General features: G+C 45.7%; 19 protein-coding genes. 5 read left to right on the top strand and 14 right to left on the bottom strand.

Translation table 11 applies throughout. The features are described 5' to 3' along the window. Positions 1 to 1,113, top strand: a complete 1,113-nt coding sequence (locus KCTCHS21_RS12405) for a response regulator (RefSeq protein ID WP_130608322.1) — start codon at positions 1 to 3, stop codon at positions 1,111 to 1,113. A 43-nt stretch (positions 1,114 to 1,156) separates the two neighbouring features. Here KCTCHS21_RS12405 and KCTCHS21_RS12400 read toward each other — a convergent pair whose 3' ends face one another. Together KCTCHS21_RS12400 and KCTCHS21_RS12395 are read right to left on the bottom strand one after the other, a co-directional pair. Next, on the bottom strand, positions 1,157 to 1,621 hold the full coding sequence (locus KCTCHS21_RS12400; protein WP_130608319.1) for a glutathione peroxidase: 465 nt from the start codon (positions 1,619 to 1,621) through the stop codon (positions 1,157 to 1,159). A gap of 19 nt (positions 1,622 to 1,640) precedes the next feature. Beyond that, positions 1,641 to 2,087 carry a MarR family winged helix-turn-helix transcriptional regulator gene (locus KCTCHS21_RS12395; protein ID WP_130608316.1) on the bottom strand — a complete coding sequence of 149 codons (447 nt, stop codon included), beginning with the start codon at positions 2,085 to 2,087 and terminating at the stop codon, positions 1,641 to 1,643. A 175-nt stretch (positions 2,088 to 2,262) separates the two neighbouring features. Here KCTCHS21_RS12395 and KCTCHS21_RS12390 point away from each other — a divergent pair, with 175 nt between their 5' ends. Further along, on the top strand, positions 2,263 to 2,742 hold the full coding sequence (locus KCTCHS21_RS12390; RefSeq protein WP_130616478.1) for a glutathione peroxidase: 480 nt from the start codon (positions 2,263 to 2,265) through the stop codon (positions 2,740 to 2,742). Between the two features lie 58 nt (positions 2,743 to 2,800). Here the strand turns inward: KCTCHS21_RS12390 and fur are convergent, their stop codons facing one another. From fur to KCTCHS21_RS12370, 4 genes are all read right to left on the bottom strand, one after another. Continuing rightward, the gene (fur, locus tag KCTCHS21_RS12385; protein ID WP_130608313.1) at positions 2,801 to 3,265 is read right to left on the bottom strand and encodes a ferric iron uptake transcriptional regulator; all 465 of its coding nucleotides are present in this window, start codon (positions 3,263 to 3,265) and stop codon (positions 2,801 to 2,803) included. Positions 3,266 to 3,338: 73 nt separating this feature from the next. Beyond that, positions 3,339 to 3,998: a stage II sporulation protein M gene (gene spoIIM / locus KCTCHS21_RS12380; RefSeq protein WP_130608310.1), complete on the bottom strand. Its 660-nt coding sequence runs from the start codon at positions 3,996 to 3,998 to the stop codon at positions 3,339 to 3,341. Positions 3,999 to 4,073: 75 nt separating this feature from the next. Continuing rightward, positions 4,074 to 5,270 (bottom strand): endonuclease Q family protein, encoded by a 1,197-nt coding sequence (locus tag KCTCHS21_RS12375; RefSeq protein WP_130608306.1) that lies wholly within the window; start codon positions 5,268 to 5,270, stop codon positions 4,074 to 4,076. After that, positions 5,267 to 5,842 carry an NUDIX domain-containing protein gene (locus KCTCHS21_RS12370; RefSeq protein ID WP_130608303.1) on the bottom strand — a complete coding sequence of 192 codons (576 nt, stop codon included), beginning with the start codon at positions 5,840 to 5,842 and terminating at the stop codon, positions 5,267 to 5,269. Before KCTCHS21_RS12370 ends, KCTCHS21_RS12375 begins: the two co-directional genes overlap by 4 nt. Positions 5,843 to 5,963: 121 nt before the next feature. Between KCTCHS21_RS12370 and mciZ the strand changes: the two genes are divergently transcribed. Continuing rightward, complete coding sequence (mciZ, locus tag KCTCHS21_RS12365; RefSeq protein ID WP_157994028.1) at positions 5,964 to 6,116, top strand: Z-ring formation inhibitor MciZ; 153 nt, start codon at positions 5,964 to 5,966, stop codon at positions 6,114 to 6,116. A 73-nt stretch (positions 6,117 to 6,189) separates the two neighbouring features. Here mciZ and KCTCHS21_RS12360 read toward each other — a convergent pair whose 3' ends face one another. Further along, positions 6,190 to 7,323 carry a M20/M25/M40 family metallo-hydrolase gene (locus KCTCHS21_RS12360; RefSeq protein ID WP_130608297.1) on the bottom strand — a complete coding sequence of 378 codons (1,134 nt, stop codon included), beginning with the start codon at positions 7,321 to 7,323 and terminating at the stop codon, positions 6,190 to 6,192. A 54-nt stretch (positions 7,324 to 7,377) separates the two neighbouring features. On the opposite strand from KCTCHS21_RS12360, the gene prli42 reads away from it, so the two are divergent. Further along, entirely contained in the window at positions 7,378 to 7,491 is a 114-nt protein-coding gene (gene prli42, locus KCTCHS21_RS32100; protein ID WP_408621783.1) for a stressosome-associated protein Prli42, read from the top strand. On the opposite strand, the gene lipB is transcribed toward prli42, so the two are convergent. The 5 genes from lipB to lpdA all read right to left on the bottom strand — a co-directional run bounded on the left by lipB (position 7,463) and on the right by lpdA (position 13,306). Further along, positions 7,463 to 8,155, bottom strand: a complete 693-nt coding sequence (gene lipB / locus KCTCHS21_RS12355) for a lipoyl(octanoyl) transferase LipB (protein ID WP_130608294.1) — start codon at positions 8,153 to 8,155, stop codon at positions 7,463 to 7,465. The genes prli42 and lipB overlap by 29 nt on opposite strands. A gap of 116 nt (positions 8,156 to 8,271) precedes the next feature. Further along, entirely contained in the window at positions 8,272 to 9,639 is a 1,368-nt protein-coding gene (locus KCTCHS21_RS12350; RefSeq protein ID WP_130608291.1) for a dihydrolipoamide acetyltransferase family protein, read from the bottom strand. Between the two features lie 33 nt (positions 9,640 to 9,672). Then, a complete protein-coding gene (locus tag KCTCHS21_RS12345) occupies positions 9,673 to 10,659 on the bottom strand; it encodes an alpha-ketoacid dehydrogenase subunit beta (protein WP_130608288.1) in 987 nt (328 codons plus the stop codon). Continuing rightward, positions 10,660 to 11,688: a thiamine pyrophosphate-dependent dehydrogenase E1 component subunit alpha gene (locus KCTCHS21_RS12340; protein ID WP_130608285.1), complete on the bottom strand. Its 1,029-nt coding sequence runs from the start codon at positions 11,686 to 11,688 to the stop codon at positions 10,660 to 10,662. Between the two features lie 187 nt (positions 11,689 to 11,875). After that, complete coding sequence (gene lpdA, locus KCTCHS21_RS12335; protein ID WP_130608282.1) at positions 11,876 to 13,306, bottom strand: dihydrolipoyl dehydrogenase; 1,431 nt, start codon at positions 13,304 to 13,306, stop codon at positions 11,876 to 11,878. A 219-nt stretch (positions 13,307 to 13,525) separates the two neighbouring features. Here lpdA and KCTCHS21_RS12330 point away from each other — a divergent pair, with 219 nt between their 5' ends. Beyond that, positions 13,526 to 13,861 carry a DUF2627 domain-containing protein gene (locus tag KCTCHS21_RS12330; RefSeq protein WP_130608279.1) on the top strand — a complete coding sequence of 112 codons (336 nt, stop codon included), beginning with the start codon at positions 13,526 to 13,528 and terminating at the stop codon, positions 13,859 to 13,861. 83 nt (positions 13,862 to 13,944) lie between these two features. Here KCTCHS21_RS12330 and KCTCHS21_RS12325 read toward each other — a convergent pair whose 3' ends face one another. Both KCTCHS21_RS12325 and KCTCHS21_RS12320 read right to left on the bottom strand, forming a co-directional pair. Beyond that, the gene (locus KCTCHS21_RS12325) at positions 13,945 to 14,178 is read right to left on the bottom strand and encodes a hypothetical protein (protein ID WP_130608275.1); all 234 of its coding nucleotides are present in this window, start codon (positions 14,176 to 14,178) and stop codon (positions 13,945 to 13,947) included. Next, positions 14,175 to 15,065 (bottom strand): D-alanyl-D-alanine carboxypeptidase family protein, encoded by an 891-nt coding sequence (locus KCTCHS21_RS12320; protein ID WP_232058173.1) that lies wholly within the window; start codon positions 15,063 to 15,065, stop codon positions 14,175 to 14,177. Before KCTCHS21_RS12320 ends, KCTCHS21_RS12325 begins: the two co-directional genes overlap by 4 nt. Between the last annotated feature and the right edge of the window lie 25 nt (positions 15,066 to 15,090).

Below are 15,090 nucleotides of genomic sequence, written 5' to 3'. Positions count from 1 at the left end.
TTGAGAGCCTTTTTAGTTGATGATGAAGGATTAGCGCTAAGAGATTTAGAGAGACAGCTGACCAAGATCGGCGGCATTGAGATTATCGGAACCTATAAGTGTGCGGCCGATGCCTTAGAGCAAGTCCCCCACTTGAAGCCAAATGTCGTTTTTTTTGATATAGACATGCCAGAAATATCAGGGCTGGAAGCAGCCGACCTACTCCATAAAATCGATTCAACGATTGATATCGTATTCGTAACTGCTTATCAAGAATATGCCGTCAAAGCCTTCGAGCTTGCAGCATTGGATTATGTACTGAAGCCTATTAATACAGATCGATTGAGCCTTACTGTCCAACGGTTATCGCTTCGCGAAAATAATTTCACTCGCTATAATGATGCGCCTATAATCGCTACAGTATGCTGCTTTCAGCGGCTACATATTGAATACGGCAAAGCAGAGCCTTTCCAATGGAGAACGGTCCGTGCTCAGGAGCTATTTTCTTACATGATCTACAAACGCAACCAACCCGTTCGCAAAGATATTCTCCTTGAATTGCTTTGGCCGGAAACAGAATATAAAAAAGCTTATACTCAGCTTTATACTACTGTTTATCAAATTCGCAAATCTCTTGATACGGCAGGCTTGAGCATTAAATTAACGAACAGCGGGTCTGATTATTATTTGGATATGGGTAACAATCAATATGACGTACAGGATTGGGAGGAAGCCAGACAGCTGTTGCCCTCTTTGACTGCAGAAACAGCTCCGCTTTATGTACAGTGGCTTAAAGCAAACGAAGGAGATTTCTTGTCGGAGCAAGATTATATCTGGGCAGAAAATGAGCGTCAAAGGCTTAGAGATATTTGGTACAAGCATGCTTTAGCCGTAGGCCAGGTATGGAAGGAAGCGGGGCAGCTTAAAGAAGCACTCCAGTTATATGATCTTGTTGAGAAAAGATTCCCTCATGTTGAAGAAGTCTACTCTAATATGATGCAATTTTATGCTGAAGCCGGGGACCTGCATCTTGTTAGAAAAAAATATGAGCAATTATGTAAGATGCTTCAGGATGAATACGGGATTGCCCCATCGCAGCCTGTCAGTCAATGGTATGATCAAATCATAAGTTAAAGGGAGGCCATATGGCCTCCCTTTCTTTGTTAAAGCGCACAAGTTATCCTAACAGCTTCTCAATATCCGGTGCAATATCGAGTGGCTTAACCGATGAATCGTATTGTTTAATTACTTCCCCTTGACGATCAACGAGAAACTTTGTGAAGTTCCATTTAATTTCTCCACCTGTTTTTTCAGTCAGGTATTGAAAGATCGGATCAGCATCAGGGCCATTCACATCGATCTTGTTAAATAGAGGAAAGGTTACGCCGAAATTCAAGCTGCAGAACGCTTCAACCTCCGTCGATGTACCCGGCTCCTGACCACCGAATTGGTTGCATGGAAATCCGAGCACTACAAGCCCTTTTTCCCCATAAGTGTCGTACAAGCCTTGAAGATCCGTGTATTGCGGTGTATAACCACACTCGCTTGCTGTATTCACAAATAAGAGCACTTTGTCCTTATAGCTGCTTAAATCTACTTGATCACCATTTGGTTTGTTAGTTGTGAATGAATAAATAGACATTTGTATTCCTCCTAAGGGTTTAATCTTGTGTGGCTTTCTGCACCTTCTGTAACATATCCATAATCTGCTTACGAAGCGTCTCTGCCTCAGCTAAGGAAACTCCCGCTTGGCAGAACAGCTTCTCGGGAACGTCCAGTGCTTGATCTTTCAGAAGCTTTCCTTTTTCAGTCAATGCTATTATGACACTTCGCTCATCCTGCTTGTCCCTCTCACGTGTTACATGCCCCATCGCTTCCAGCTTTTTCAGCAACGGTGTCAAGGTTCCGGAGTCTAAATAAAGCCTTTGCCCCAGCTGTTTAACTGTTACCCTGTCCTCTTCCCAAAGCGCAAGCATGGTTACATATTGTGTGTAGGTAATCCCAAGCTCCTTCAAGATAGGATGATATAGCTTCGTAATCTCTCTAGAGCAGGCATATACTGCAAAGCAGAGATGATTGTCTAATTTCAATACCGGCCCGGTATCCATTTGCGCCTCCTCTTTCACGCAAGAGCTCCACAAAAATCAATTGCATGCAATTTAATTGCTTTACTATAACATTCATAAATATAGCTGTCAAAGCCTTGACTCCACCATAATGATTGTATACAATTGAATTTATAACAATGAAAATAAAAGATTTAATCCATTGGAGGAGTTAATGATGTCCTTATATGATATTCAAGTAAAGTCAGCTCGAGGCGAGACGAAGGATCTTAGCGATTATGAAGGAAAAGTCATGCTTATCGTAAATACAGCAAGTAAGTGCGGCTTCGCTCCACAGTTCAAAGGCTTACAAAAGCTGCACGAGACTTACGCTGACAAAGGCTTGGCTGTTATTGGATTTCCAAGCAATCAATTCGCTAACCAAGAGCCATTAGAAGGCGACTCCCTTTCTGAGCATTGCCAGATTAACCACGGAGTAACGTTCCCACTGTATGCTAAGATCGACGTTAAAGGAACTGGGATACATCCCCTTTATAAGCATCTGACTAAAGCTGCTCCAGGCTTCTTCGGATCCAAAGGGATTAAATGGAATTTCACTAAATTCCTTGTCGATCGGGACGGCAAAGTCATTAAACGCTTTGCTCCAACAGCTACTCCTGAGAAGATCGAAAGCACAATTCAGCAGCTCTTAAAATAATAGCAAGAGAGGCTATTCCGAATTCATTCTCGGAATAGCCTCTTCTATTTGTTCAATATTATTCACTCTTTGGTTCAATGTCCTTATCGACCTGGCATTTCGCACAAATACCTTGAAAATCCAAGCGATGGTCAAGAACCGTAAACCGGTATTCTTGCTCTAATCGTTCCTCAAGCGGTCCCAGCAAATCTTCCATAATTTCCGACATAGAGCCGCATTTCACACAAATCAAATGATGATGATGGTGCTTATTGCTGTCCGTACGCAGATCGTATCGGGCAACACCGTCACCGAAGTTCATTTTCTCTACTACATGCATTTCACTCAAAAGCTCTAATGTCCGATATACGGTCGCGAGGCCTATTTCAGGAGCTTTATCCCTAACGAGCATGAATACATCTTCAGCGCTAAGATGATCTTCTTCATTCTCAAGGAGCACCCTAACCGTCGCTTCCCTTTGCGGGGTCAGTTTGTAGCCCTCGGACTGCAATTGTTGTTTAATTTTTTCAATGCGGGCTTCCATGGTTTTCCCCTCCGGTCGCTGATGCACTTCCTTTCATTATAGGATGAGGTGATTCGATAAGTCAAACATTGTGTCATAATTTTGAATATAGAGCAGTTATTTCGGTAGATATGACAGTCGGAGCCACTCTCTCTAATACGATTGGAGAAACGAAAGCTTCATATAATGAAGCTATGCAGAGCATGACAAGCATAAGTCCCGTCACTGCTGTATGGGCAAGAAATGGAGGCAGCAATTGCCCTTTGCGGCGGAACAATCGCTCCCTTACAACAAAATTAGCGAATCTCGCTGCCGAAATGCTTGCAATCATTAGTGCGGGTATAATGATAGCGTTCTGAGGCGCTGTCGCCGCTAGAAAGAAAAACACACCTTTCCAAGCAAGCTGTTGGGCTAACAACGCTACAGCAAAACCAATTAATACCCCTTTTAGAAAATCAAGCACAAGCACAAAAGGTAATCCAATGACAGACAATCCAAGAAACCATATTAATAGCAACCATTTTCCGTAGAACAAGAAGCTATCCCAAAATGTCGTAGATGCTGAGAAATGCTGTGTGCCTTTAACAGCTTTCATATAAACGCTAATTTCATCTGCGAGCTCCTGCTGCTGATCCAGCGTTAAGGCATTGACTAGCAGCGCTCCGAATATCGCTCCAACAATGACAAGAACCCCTACAAATACATACAAGTTTAAGTTGTTGCGTGCCGATAAATTCCACAATCGAAAGTTCACAGAAGCTTCCTCCTTGTCCACATTTCACAGTTCATCTCGTGCCTATGTGTATGTGGGACAAGTCGGATTTATGATTTATGATTTATGAATGCTTCCGTAATTCCCCCCGCTCCCTGGCGTAAAAATAACTTTACCCTCTCTAACTCCGACGATTAGCTCTGCAATTTTATGTCCTATCACAGTAGCTAGCTTCTCCAGCGGCATTCGATGCAAAATTTCCATCTCGGTTCCAATTTCCGTAAATAAGCGCTCTCTCATAGCAGGACCGACTCCTGGGAAGAAGGATAACGGAACCTGGGGCCGGTAAGGTGGTCGGCTCGCTGGCTGCACCGAATACTCACGGTCCGCTAGCTGCTCTATACGCCCAGATACTCCACGGGTCAGCTTATGGCTCCCACAGAATGGACAAACGCCCGTAAAGCCATTCACCTTCGGAATCGCCTCTTTGCAGCTTTTGCAGTAGGTCGTATGATATTTTCCAAGCTCGGGATGAAGCCCGTAGTTTGTAATAATTTTACGGCCTGCTTCCATTCTAAGAGCCTTGGCAAATTCTTCGAAAGATGGCCTCTCCAGTAGTAGCTCATTACACTCGCGGCCAATCATCCCCGTTGAATGCGCATCTGAATTCGTTAAGAATGGGAACTTATCCAATTCAGATAGAAAGCCTGCCATCTCGGAATCCGCACTGAGCCCCAGCTCTACTGCGGCAATGCCTGCAGGGTCGAGACGATCCTCCAGCCTATCTGCCGAGCACCCAAGCAACCCCCGATGAGGGGTAAATACATGTGCAGGGACGAGAAGCCCCCCTCTCGCTAGCAGCTCCTCCTGTAATTCACGAGCGGATACCCTTATACGCTGAGAGCTTAAGTTGATGTTAGTCACCATAGGCTTCATCCAAGAAGTCCATTCCTGCATCGCTTGTAGATTGGGTAGATAGGCTAGCAGATGATACGGACCTCCGCCCTCCTCCTTAACCTCCATCTCAGCACCAAGCACGATCGTAGTCTCACGGTACCTAATGCCTCCGCCTGCAACCTCCTCCATCTCGCCAGAAAGCAAGTAATTTTGGATGTCGTTTTGTACAGCAGGAGAATGACAATCAATAACCCCGATCAAGTCAATGCCTTTGCGCTCGGAAGCCTCTTTCGCGATATTGTAGAAGGTTAGAGTTTTACTGCCGCTTATTTTAACAGCTTGCCCTTCCTCGCTACGACCAATATGAACGTGCATATCCGCAAAATAAGGACGTAAAAGTGTAGAATTGCTACTCATTTCAAAAATGATCCTGTCAGTGTACGCAATTGCCATGCATAGACGGCAAGCACTGTTTTGGCATCGCATATCCGTCCTGCCTTAATATATTCCTGCGCCTGCTCAAGCGTTATCGCTTCACAGGTTAAGAACTCTTCATCATCCAAGTGAACTTCGCCCTGCTCCAAATCATCCGTGAAATAAATGTGTACAATTTCATCGGCAAAACCCGGAGACGTGGAGAAGGATTGGAGGTGAACGATGCTTCTAGCCCGATATCCCGTCTCTTCCTCCAGCTCCCTAATGGCCGCAGCTTCAGGCTCCTCACCCGCATCAAGCTTCCCAGCCGGTATTTCCACCTGTGCCTTCTCAAGTGGCTTACGAAATTGTTCCACAACTAGCATTTTATTATCGACAAGAGCAACTACTGCAACAGCACCAGGGTGGCGAACAATTTCCCTTGTCGCGGTTTCTCCGTTCGGCAATCGTACCGTGTCTACCTGTAACGAAATGATACGTCCTTCAAATATTGGCTTAGTTTCTAGCGTTTCCTCGTAGAAAGGGTGCTTATCCTGCTTATTATTGTTGCTCATAAAATAACCTCCAGGTATGAAATCGATATTTTACACATAAGTTCAACATATAGGGTTGTCCCATTCGATGCAAGCCAGATTGGCATAACAAGGTTTTCTCACATTGAAGGAGGTTTTTATCTTGTTGAAAAAATATATAACAGAGCACAAGCTCCAGTTCGTCGGTAAAGCGTGGGAAATCCGTTATGCACTCCGCCAAGAGAAAAAGCTCCAAGGTGGAAATATACCCTTAACCCAGCTGCTTTCCCAGGCTAAGAGCCAGGCTGGCTCTTGAACAATAGAAGAGAAAAGGGCAGCGTGCCCAGCAAAAGCTTTCTTTTGCCTAGCTGCTGCCCTTTTTTGTAGCTTTATTTTACACTTAATGTTTCCTTCACAATGGAGAGGACAAGCTCGGCAGTTTTCACTAAATCATCGACTTTAAGCTGCTCCTTAGTCGTATGAATATGCTCATACCCTACTGCAAGGTTCACGGTAGGAACGCCGTTACCGTTAAACATGTTCGCATCGCTTCCGCCACCGGATGAGAATGTGTGTGGTGTTAGACCGATTGCTTCAATGGCTGCCTTCGCAACCTGTACAACCTGATCATTATCGCCGTAGCTATATGCGGGATAAATCGTAGTCGTTTCAAACTCGAACTCAGCCCCGTATTCCTTAGCCGCGCTTTCCACCGCTTCTCTCATCGACTCGATTTGCCGATCCATCTTCTCCTGCACCTGGCTCCTCGCTTCAGCGTATATCTTAATTGTGTCAGTTACGATATTCACTTCACCGCCACCTTCGAAGCGTCCGATATTCGCGGTCGTTTCGCTATCGATCCGTCCTAGCTTCATTCTGGATACTGCCTTGGAAGCAACCTGAATGGCACTGATACCGTCCTCCGGATTGACACCGGCATGAGCAGCTTTACCGCGAATTGTAATGAATTGTCTAGAATTCGTTGGCGCTGCAACCGCAATATCGCCGATTGCTCCATTGGAATCCAGCGCATAACCAAACTTCGCCTTCAAACGTGAGCCATCCATAGCACGAGAACCAAGCAAGCCTGATTCCTCACCAGAAGTAATAACGAACTGAATAGCTCCGTGAGACAGCCCTTGCTCCTTAATAACACGAAGTGCTTCAAACATTGCCGCTAATCCGGCTTTGTCGTCAGCTCCAAGAATCGTTGTTCCATCGCTACGGATATAACCATCGGCATCAAGACGAGGCTTGATTCCCTTGCCTGGCGAGACTGTGTCCATATGCGAAGTGAACAATATGACTGGAACTTCCTCTTGACCGGAAGAAGCAGGTAGCCAAGCAAACAAATTGCCCGCCCCATGCCCAATCTTATCCGCAACATCATCCTCTGTTACTTCAAGACCTAGTGCCTCGAACTTTTGCTTAAGCACCTTGCTAATTTCCGTTTCGTATTTCGTTTCGCTGTCGATTTGCACAAGCTCCATAAATTCTGACAATATGCGCTCTTTTTGCACCATGATCTTTCCTCCTGACGAAGCTTTAGTTACAATAGAGTTGTGGACTAGCCCATTATGAAAGGATGTTTATACGTGAACAAGCGTTTGTTTAAGATTGTCATTTACGTAACCTTATTAGTTATGGTCGTATCGACACTACTTATGAGTGTAGGGTCTCTGCTGGAATAGCTACTGGATAATTAAACACTTCAGCGAAGTAAGGGACAATTTCCCTACCTATTGCCTCAACCTGTAGCTCTAATCCCGTTAATGTCTCAATTGATGTAACGCCATACTCTGAGATACCACAAGGAACAATACCTTGAAACCCATCTTGCTCAACGTTGCTTTTAACGTTTAGGGCGAACCCGTGACTGGTGATGAAGCCTCGCCGGGAGCGGGCTTTATTAAATTTGACACCAATTGCCGCGATCTTTAAATCTCCAACCCACACACCGGTATAAGCAGGCTTTCTACTGCCAGCAATACCATACCCGGCAAGCAGCTTAATAATTGCTTCTTCTAATTTTCTTAAGTATGCGTGTAAATCCAATCCAATTGCATCCAAATACAATAATGGATATCCCACTAGCTGCCCTGGACCGTGGTACGTGATGTCCCCACCCCTATCAATTTCATACAACGCAATACCCCTTCTTGCCAATTCATCTTTCTCGTAGAGCAGATGCTCAGGATGTCGATCTGAGCCCATTGTATACGTAGGCGTATGCTCCAATAGCAGTAACGTATCTGGACGCTCCTCGCGATCAATCTCACGAACAAGCTCCTTCTGTAGGGTCCAAGCTTGACCGTAGTCCATCCTAGACAACCATTCGGTTTGAAGCCTTCCCATATCGTATTACCTCCTTACCACAGCTGCATCACTATTGTATCTTATTGAAAACATTCCCTGCAAACTGTAATAATAAGCCCGAACCAGCGTATAGTCGCAAGGTCCGGGCTTATTTATTAATATACCTTAGTGTCCATGTTATAGCTTTCTAGATTTTCCTTCACTCGTTGCAGGAATCGACCGCAGATAACGCCATCTAGTATTCGGTGATCAAGCGACAAACACAAGTTCACCATAGACCGAACACCAATCATATCGTTAATGACAACTGGTCTCTTCACGATGGATTCGAAGGTCAGAATCGCAGCTTGAGGATAGTTGATAATCGGCTGGGTCAGAATTGCCCCAAAGGAACCGGTGTTGTTAACCGTGAACGTGCCACCTTGGACATCGTCTAGCTTAAGCTTTTTGTCCCGGGTACGACGTGCTAGATCATCAATTTCATGGGCAATGCCCGCGATATTCTTCTGATCTGCATTGTGAATGACAGGAGTCATAACGGAATCTTCCGTACCGACAGAAAGGGAAATATTAATATCCCGCTTCACAATGATCTTATCGACTGCCCAAACGGAATTCATTATTGGGTAATCCTTAATGGCATTTACAGCAGCTTTAATAAGGAACGGCATGTAGGTCAAGTTAATACCTTCCCGTTTCTGAAACTCTTCCTTAAGCTTGCTGCGAAGCATAACAAGATTCGTCACATCGACTTCGATCATCATCCAGCCATGGGGAATTTCGCTGACGCTTTGACGCATCCGGGTCGCAATTGTATTACGGACAGGGGTAACATCAATAAAATACTCACCGCGTCCGGGTGAATCACTGCCCTGCGCTTCTATGGATGGAATACGCGGAGATTCAGATAAATGCATACCTGATGAACGCACCTGAACTTTTGGGTCCATGACCTCATATTGAGATGGCGCTGGCTCAGTACTAGCTTTGCCGGAGCTCTGATTGGTAGCAGAACCTATCTTGGCGATGCCAGACTGTACAGCATTTAACACATCCTTACGAGTGATGCGGCCACCTTCGCCTGTTCCAGCAGGTAATAGAGAAAGGTCTATTCCATGCTCTGCGGCTAATGTCTGTACAGCAGGCGAATAACGATGACGCATAGGTGCATTGGAACCAATGCCCGCTTGAGCTGCAGCAGGACGCGACTCAGACTGCTGCGCTAATTGACGGTTCTCACCTTGGTTAGTAGCACTCTGGGTTGAGCTAGCTGTTACTTCAATCTCTACCAGACAGATAGCAGTTCCAATCTCAACTGTCTCACCCGCTCCTACTAAATGCTTAACCAGTATCCCCCTAACTGTGGAGGGTAGCTCTGCATTTACTTTATCGGTGATAATGTCACAGATCGGCTCGTACATGTCAATCGAATCCCCGGGTTCCTTTAACCAGCGGTCTATCGTAGCGGATACGAGAGACTCTGCCAGCTGCGGCATTGTAACCTCAATAATTTGTTTTGCCATTTATAAACTCTCCTTCCCGGTAACACAGCCTTCTTAGTAACGTGCGAGCTCCAGCATTGCTGCTTTAAGCTTTTCTTTGTTCAGCAGAAAATGCTTCTCACCCAACGGATTAATCGGCATAGCCGGGACGTCAGGTCCGCACAGACGGCGGATAGGTGCATCTAGATCAAATAGCAGCTCTTCTGCAATAATCGCTGATACTTCAGCACCGATGCCCCCTGTTTTGTTATCTTCGTGGACGATTAGTACTTTACCTGTCTTGGAAACAGCTTCAAGAATGCCTTCCTTGTCCAACGGCTGAAGCGTGCGCAGATCGAGAATATGAGCATTAATGCCATGCTCCTGTGAAAGCTCCTCAGCGGCTTGCATAGCGAAATGAAGCGGCATGCTATAGCCGATAACCGTAATATCGGTGCCTTCTCTCATCACGTTAGCCTTACCGATCGGTACAACGTATTCCTCATCTGGCACTTCGTCAGTAATGAGACGGTAGCACTTCTTGTTTTCGAAGAAAAGGACTGGATCCGGATCACGAATAGCAGCTTTAAGCAAGCCTTTGGCATCATAAGCGGTTGCCGGAGCAACTATCTTAAGTCCCGGAGTTCCGAAGAATACTGACTCTGGACATTGTGAATGGTATAAGCCACCGAAAACTCCTCCTCCGATTGGTGCCCGAATGACAATAGGACAATCCCAATCATTGTTAGAGCGGTAACGGATTTTCGCAGCCTCGCTAATAATTTGATTAGTAGCCGGAAACATGAAATCAGAATACTGCATTTCGGCTACCGGTCTCATCCCAGCCATAGCGGCTCCAATAGCAACCCCGGCAATTGCGGATTCAGCAAGCGGTGTATCAAGTGCCCGCTCCTCACCGAACTGCTTCTGTAAGCCTTTGGTTGTGCCGAATACACCACCCTTAAGCCCTACATCCTCACCCAAGAAAAAGACATTCTCGTCTCTCTCCATCTCTTCCTTCATAGCCAATCGAATGGCTTCAATATATTCAATAACCGGCATTTAGACACCCTCCTCGCTTGTTTCCGCATAAACATACCGGAAAGCATCTTCAACCGCTTGATAAGGTGCTTGCTCCGCATATTCGTTAGCTTCGTTGATGATTCCACGAATTTCTGCTTGCAGACTAGTTTCCTGCTCTTCAGACCATAATCCAGCATCCACCAAATATTGCTTATAATCTAGAAGAGGATCTTTCTTCTTGTGCTCATCGACCTCTTCTTTCGTTCTGTAATCCAAATCGTTGTCTGTAGCGGAGTGACCTGTAACGCGATAGGTCATAATTTCAACGAGCGTAGGTCCTTCACCGTTAACAGCTCTCTCCCTCGCTTCGCTTATAACGCGATAAACCTCGAGCGGATCGCTTCCATCAACACGAATACCTGGAAACCCATATCCTAGTGCACGGTCGCAGATGCGGCCCCTTGTTTGTTTAGACAATGGTACCGAGATGGCATATTGATTATTTTCGCAGACGAAAATAACCGGAAGCTGATGAACCCCAGCGAAATTACAGCCCTCGTGAAAATCTCCCTGATTACTTGAACCGTCCCCGAATGTAACGAGTGATACGGATGGTTGTCTTCTCATCTTGGCAGCAAGCGCGAAGCCTGTGGCATGAGGAACCTGCGTCGTCACTGGACTAGAGCCAGTAACAATGCGAAGCCGCTTGCTTCCGAAGTGACCTGGCATCTGCCGGCCTGCGCTGTTCGGATCTTCACCTTTGGCATAGACGCAGAGCATAAGCTCCTTCACCGTCATACCAAGAGAAAGAACCAACCCGTAGTCCCGATAATAAGGCAGGAACCAATCTGTTTCTAAATTCATTGCAAAGCCCATTGCAACCTGTGACGGCTCTTGGGTAATTCCTGAAATATGAAAATTAACTTTGCCAGCGAGCTTCAATAGCTGCCCTCTTTCGTCAAACCGACGGGCAAGCATCATAGTCTTGTACATAGCTACAGCCCGTTCATCGGTCAAGCCGACAGTCGTATGTCTTAGTGTTTGCTGGACGGAACCTGCTTGTTTCATGGGCGCGTCCTCCTGCTTTGGTATAGTATTATAACCTGGTCTTAATACTTGAACATAAACCCTATTATACTCCGCATGAAAGCAAAAAGAAACGCCCAACTCGATTGTGCGGATTAATTTGCCTGAACAGGCATTTCATCGTTACCTTGGAGACGTTATCTCCCGAGTTGAGCATTTATCGATAGTGTTAGCCGTGACCTGCTCCACCATCTAAAGCAAGCATCACTTCCTGCATCGCTTCCGACAAGGTTGGATGGGGGTGAATCGTACGGCCAATTTCCCAAGGAACCGCATCAAGTAGCTTCGCCAATGATGCCTCTGCAATAAGCTCAGTCGCATGCGAACCAACAAGATGGACGCCAAGCAGGTCACCAGTGGACGAGTCCGCCACAACCTTAGCAAATCCATCACTTTCACCGTAAACTAATGCTTTGCCAAAAATACGTAACGGCAATTTTGCCGTCTTAACCTCATAACCTTCCGCTTTAGCATCTGCTTCGGTCCAGCCAATAGAAGCAGCTTCAGGTCTAGTATAAATGCAACGCGGAATATCCCTGTCCGATGCGCGTGACAGCTTGTGTCCAAGCATATGTTCAACCGTTACTGCCGCTTCATGCATAGCAGCGTGAGCTAGCTGTATCCCACCTATACAATCACCAATCGCGTAAATATGAGATTCGCCCGTTTGGAGTGTATTCGGACTTACTTTAACGAACCCATTTTCCGCTTTAACATCCGTATTTTCTAATCCAAGGTTTTCAACATTACCTTGTCGACCTATAGATACGAGCATTCTCTCAGCGGTTAAGCCTAGTGCCTCACCTTTGACAACAACCTCAACCTGCACGCCAGACGGTGTGACACTGCAGCTAGAAGGCTGTAATGCGGCACCTGTAATAATCTTAACGCCCCGTTTTTTAAGAGCCTTAGAAAGCTCGGAGCCTATGTCCTTGTCCTCTGTTGGAACAATTCTATCCGCAGTCTCTATCAGAGTAACGTCCGTGCCAAAGTCACTTAACATTGACGCCCATTCGACTCCGATAACTCCACCACCGACGATAATAATAGAGGAAGGACGTGAAGACCATTCCAATGCTTCATCGCTTGTCGCAATGATGTCTCCATCGTAAACAAGCCCATTTAGTCGACGGGGCCTGGATCCTGTTGCTATAATAACATTTTTGGGCACAACTGTTTCCGATTCACCATCTGATAGCTCGACAGCAATCGCTCCACTTCTAGGAGAAAATATAGAAGGCCCAATAATTCGCGCGCTCCCATTGATAACCCTTATTTGATGCTGTTTCATTAGAGTCTGTAATCCCTTGTGCAATTGCTCAACAATACTATTCTTGCGATGAAGAACTCTGCTCCAATCAATAGAAGCATTTCCCTCTGGCAAAGAAACGCCATAGGATGCAGCGTCATTGATTGTTGCGAATACCTCCGCGCTTCTCAGCAGCGATTTGCTTGGAATGCAGCCACGATGCAAGCATGTCCCGCCAAGCTTGTCCTTCTCTATAATAACAACACTGCGGCCAGCTTGTGCAGCACGGACCGCTGCCGTATAGCCTCCCGGACCGCCGCCTATGATGGCAACATCGACTTCGATTGGCATAGTTTCCCCTCCGTATGTAAGCTCACGTTCCATTGTACCTTTTTTTCACGCCAGGAACAAAATTCTGTAGAAACTATAAACTTCCTCCTAAGATTTAAGCCTAGATAGGATATATAAATCTTCTATTTCAGTACTTTTCACAGGAATTCAAAGGCATTCATGGACAAGACATGCATAAATCGTTATTATAAATAGATTGGAAGGGGGCTTTCTCAACCTATGAAGCTGACTATACAGCGACTAATTGCCATTCTACTTCTCGTTATACCTGGCATTGGAGCTGCTTACGGTTTTCTGCTGATGAAAGACGCCTTGTACGACTATTTTGCGACAATGGGTGGCGCAGACACAATGACTCCCGATTTTTCGTGGGGTACATTTATTTTAGGCGCATTTTTGTTTCTGATCGGCATTGGATTTATCGGAGGCTGGACTTTTTTCCGGGATCGCAAACGTAATTATCTATCCTCACGTTTTCGCCCGAGCACTCCACGTCCAGTACGCACGCCACGCACAAGCAATGAAAACTCTTCAAACGATGCACAATCAGAATAAGATAATCGTATAAGGACATCAAGCCCCGAACACCTGCAATGGTGTCGGGGCTTTTTATAAATATGGTTCTGCGAATTTGCGAATTATTTACGATTAGTGAGGAGCTCCATGGATCTGTATATCGCCTTCTTACGTACTCGTCCGTCTCTTTCTGTCCCCTCTAGCTTCCAGAACTGATCGTCAGTATACAAATCAAGCAATGCTGCCTTCGCAGCATCTGTTGCCAGAGCTTCCTCTACTAACAGATGAATACATAATGAATAACAAAGCACCTCAACGGACTTCAAGCTATTAATTCGTTTCCGGTATTCATTCATGAGGCAGCTCCCTCTCCATAAGCGAGCAGCTTCTTCGTTTCCTCGAAGCGTGCTTCTGGTGTGCTAGCTCCCATTACTACAGTAATGTACCTCCGCCCATCAACAACCGTCGTTCCAGTAAAGCAATATCCTGCCTGCTTGGTATAACCAGTCTTTAACCCATCATTACCCTTCGTCCCGAACCGCTGTCCAGGTAGCATCTCGTTCGTCGTTTGCAGATTTTTGCTACTATCGTCGCCCGCTTTGGCCCTCTTAGTTACTTTTAACACCTCAGGGTGAATTTCAATCAAGTATCGCGCTAACAATGCAACGTCCTTTGCCGTCATGACCGTATCACCGTTCGCTGCAGCAGTCGCATAATCTTCAAGGTCGCGGCTAGATAATCCAGTCGAATTGGCAAAAAAAGTGTCCTCAGACAATCCAATTTCTGCCGCTTTCAAGTTCATTTTTTTAACGAACTCTGTCTCGGAGCCTTCACTAAATTCAGCCAATGCAACAGCTGCATCATTAGCGGAGTGTATGGCCATTCCATTAAACAGCTCACTAACCGTTATCGTCTGCCCTTCAGCCAGATCCATTCCCGCGCCACCAATGCTTGCGGCATAAGAGCTTACAACAACAGGACTTTCCCAAGTCAGCTTCCCAGAACGTATATCATCAAGCACCAGAATTTCAGTCATCATTTTCGACATACTAGCTGGAGGCAAAGGCTCCTGAGCATTGCTCAGATAAAGCCATTTCCCCGTATCCGCATCCATCATTGCTGCCGATACAGCCTCTAAATGCAGCTCATATTTCGGGGTAAAGCCTAGTTTTTCTTTAATGTTCAATACCCAACCCATTACAAATATAAATGCGATAACTAATACTACCCGCTTCCACCTCATGAATCTTTTCCCTCCTGAACAACTC

It is taken from the genome of Cohnella abietis, from assembly GCF_004295585.1.
Taxonomy (GTDB): Bacteria; Bacillota; Bacilli; order Paenibacillales; family Paenibacillaceae; genus Cohnella; species Cohnella abietis.
This window is presented reverse-complemented; position numbering and strand designations above follow the sequence as displayed.

Excerpts from the sequence above, each read along its gene's own strand:
- KCTCHS21_RS12400 (WP_130608319.1), bottom strand. The coding sequence starts at position 1,621 with ATGTCTATTTATTCATTCACAACTAACAAACCAAATGGTGATCAAGTA.
- KCTCHS21_RS12395 (WP_130608316.1), bottom strand. The coding sequence starts at position 2,087 with ATGGATACCGGGCCGGTATTGAAATTAGACAATCATCTCTGCTTTGCA.
- KCTCHS21_RS12390 (WP_130616478.1), top strand. The coding sequence starts at position 2,263 with ATGTCCTTATATGATATTCAAGTAAAGTCAGCTCGAGGCGAGACGAAG.
- fur (WP_130608313.1), bottom strand. The coding sequence starts at position 3,265 with ATGGAAGCCCGCATTGAAAAAATTAAACAACAATTGCAGTCCGAGGGC.
- KCTCHS21_RS12375 (WP_130608306.1), bottom strand. The coding sequence starts at position 5,270 with ATGAGTAGCAATTCTACACTTTTACGTCCTTATTTTGCGGATATGCAC.
- KCTCHS21_RS12370 (WP_130608303.1), bottom strand. The coding sequence starts at position 5,842 with ATGAGCAACAATAATAAGCAGGATAAGCACCCTTTCTACGAGGAAACG.
- KCTCHS21_RS12360 (WP_130608297.1), bottom strand. The coding sequence starts at position 7,323 with ATGGTGCAAAAAGAGCGCATATTGTCAGAATTTATGGAGCTTGTGCAA.
- prli42 (WP_408621783.1), top strand. The coding sequence starts at position 7,378 with ATGAAAGGATGTTTATACGTGAACAAGCGTTTGTTTAAGATTGTCATT.
- lipB (WP_130608294.1), bottom strand. The coding sequence starts at position 8,155 with ATGGGAAGGCTTCAAACCGAATGGTTGTCTAGGATGGACTACGGTCAA.
- KCTCHS21_RS12350 (WP_130608291.1), bottom strand. The coding sequence starts at position 9,639 with ATGGCAAAACAAATTATTGAGGTTACAATGCCGCAGCTGGCAGAGTCT.
- KCTCHS21_RS12345 (WP_130608288.1), bottom strand. The coding sequence starts at position 10,659 with ATGCCGGTTATTGAATATATTGAAGCCATTCGATTGGCTATGAAGGAA.
- KCTCHS21_RS12340 (WP_130608285.1), bottom strand. The coding sequence starts at position 11,688 with ATGAAACAAGCAGGTTCCGTCCAGCAAACACTAAGACATACGACTGTC.
- lpdA (WP_130608282.1), bottom strand. The coding sequence starts at position 13,306 with ATGCCAATCGAAGTCGATGTTGCCATCATAGGCGGCGGTCCGGGAGGC.
- KCTCHS21_RS12330 (WP_130608279.1), top strand. The coding sequence starts at position 13,526 with ATGAAGCTGACTATACAGCGACTAATTGCCATTCTACTTCTCGTTATA.
- KCTCHS21_RS12325 (WP_130608275.1), bottom strand. The coding sequence starts at position 14,178 with ATGAATGAATACCGGAAACGAATTAATAGCTTGAAGTCCGTTGAGGTG.
- KCTCHS21_RS12320 (WP_232058173.1), bottom strand. The coding sequence starts at position 15,065 with ATGAGGTGGAAGCGGGTAGTATTAGTTATCGCATTTATATTTGTAATG.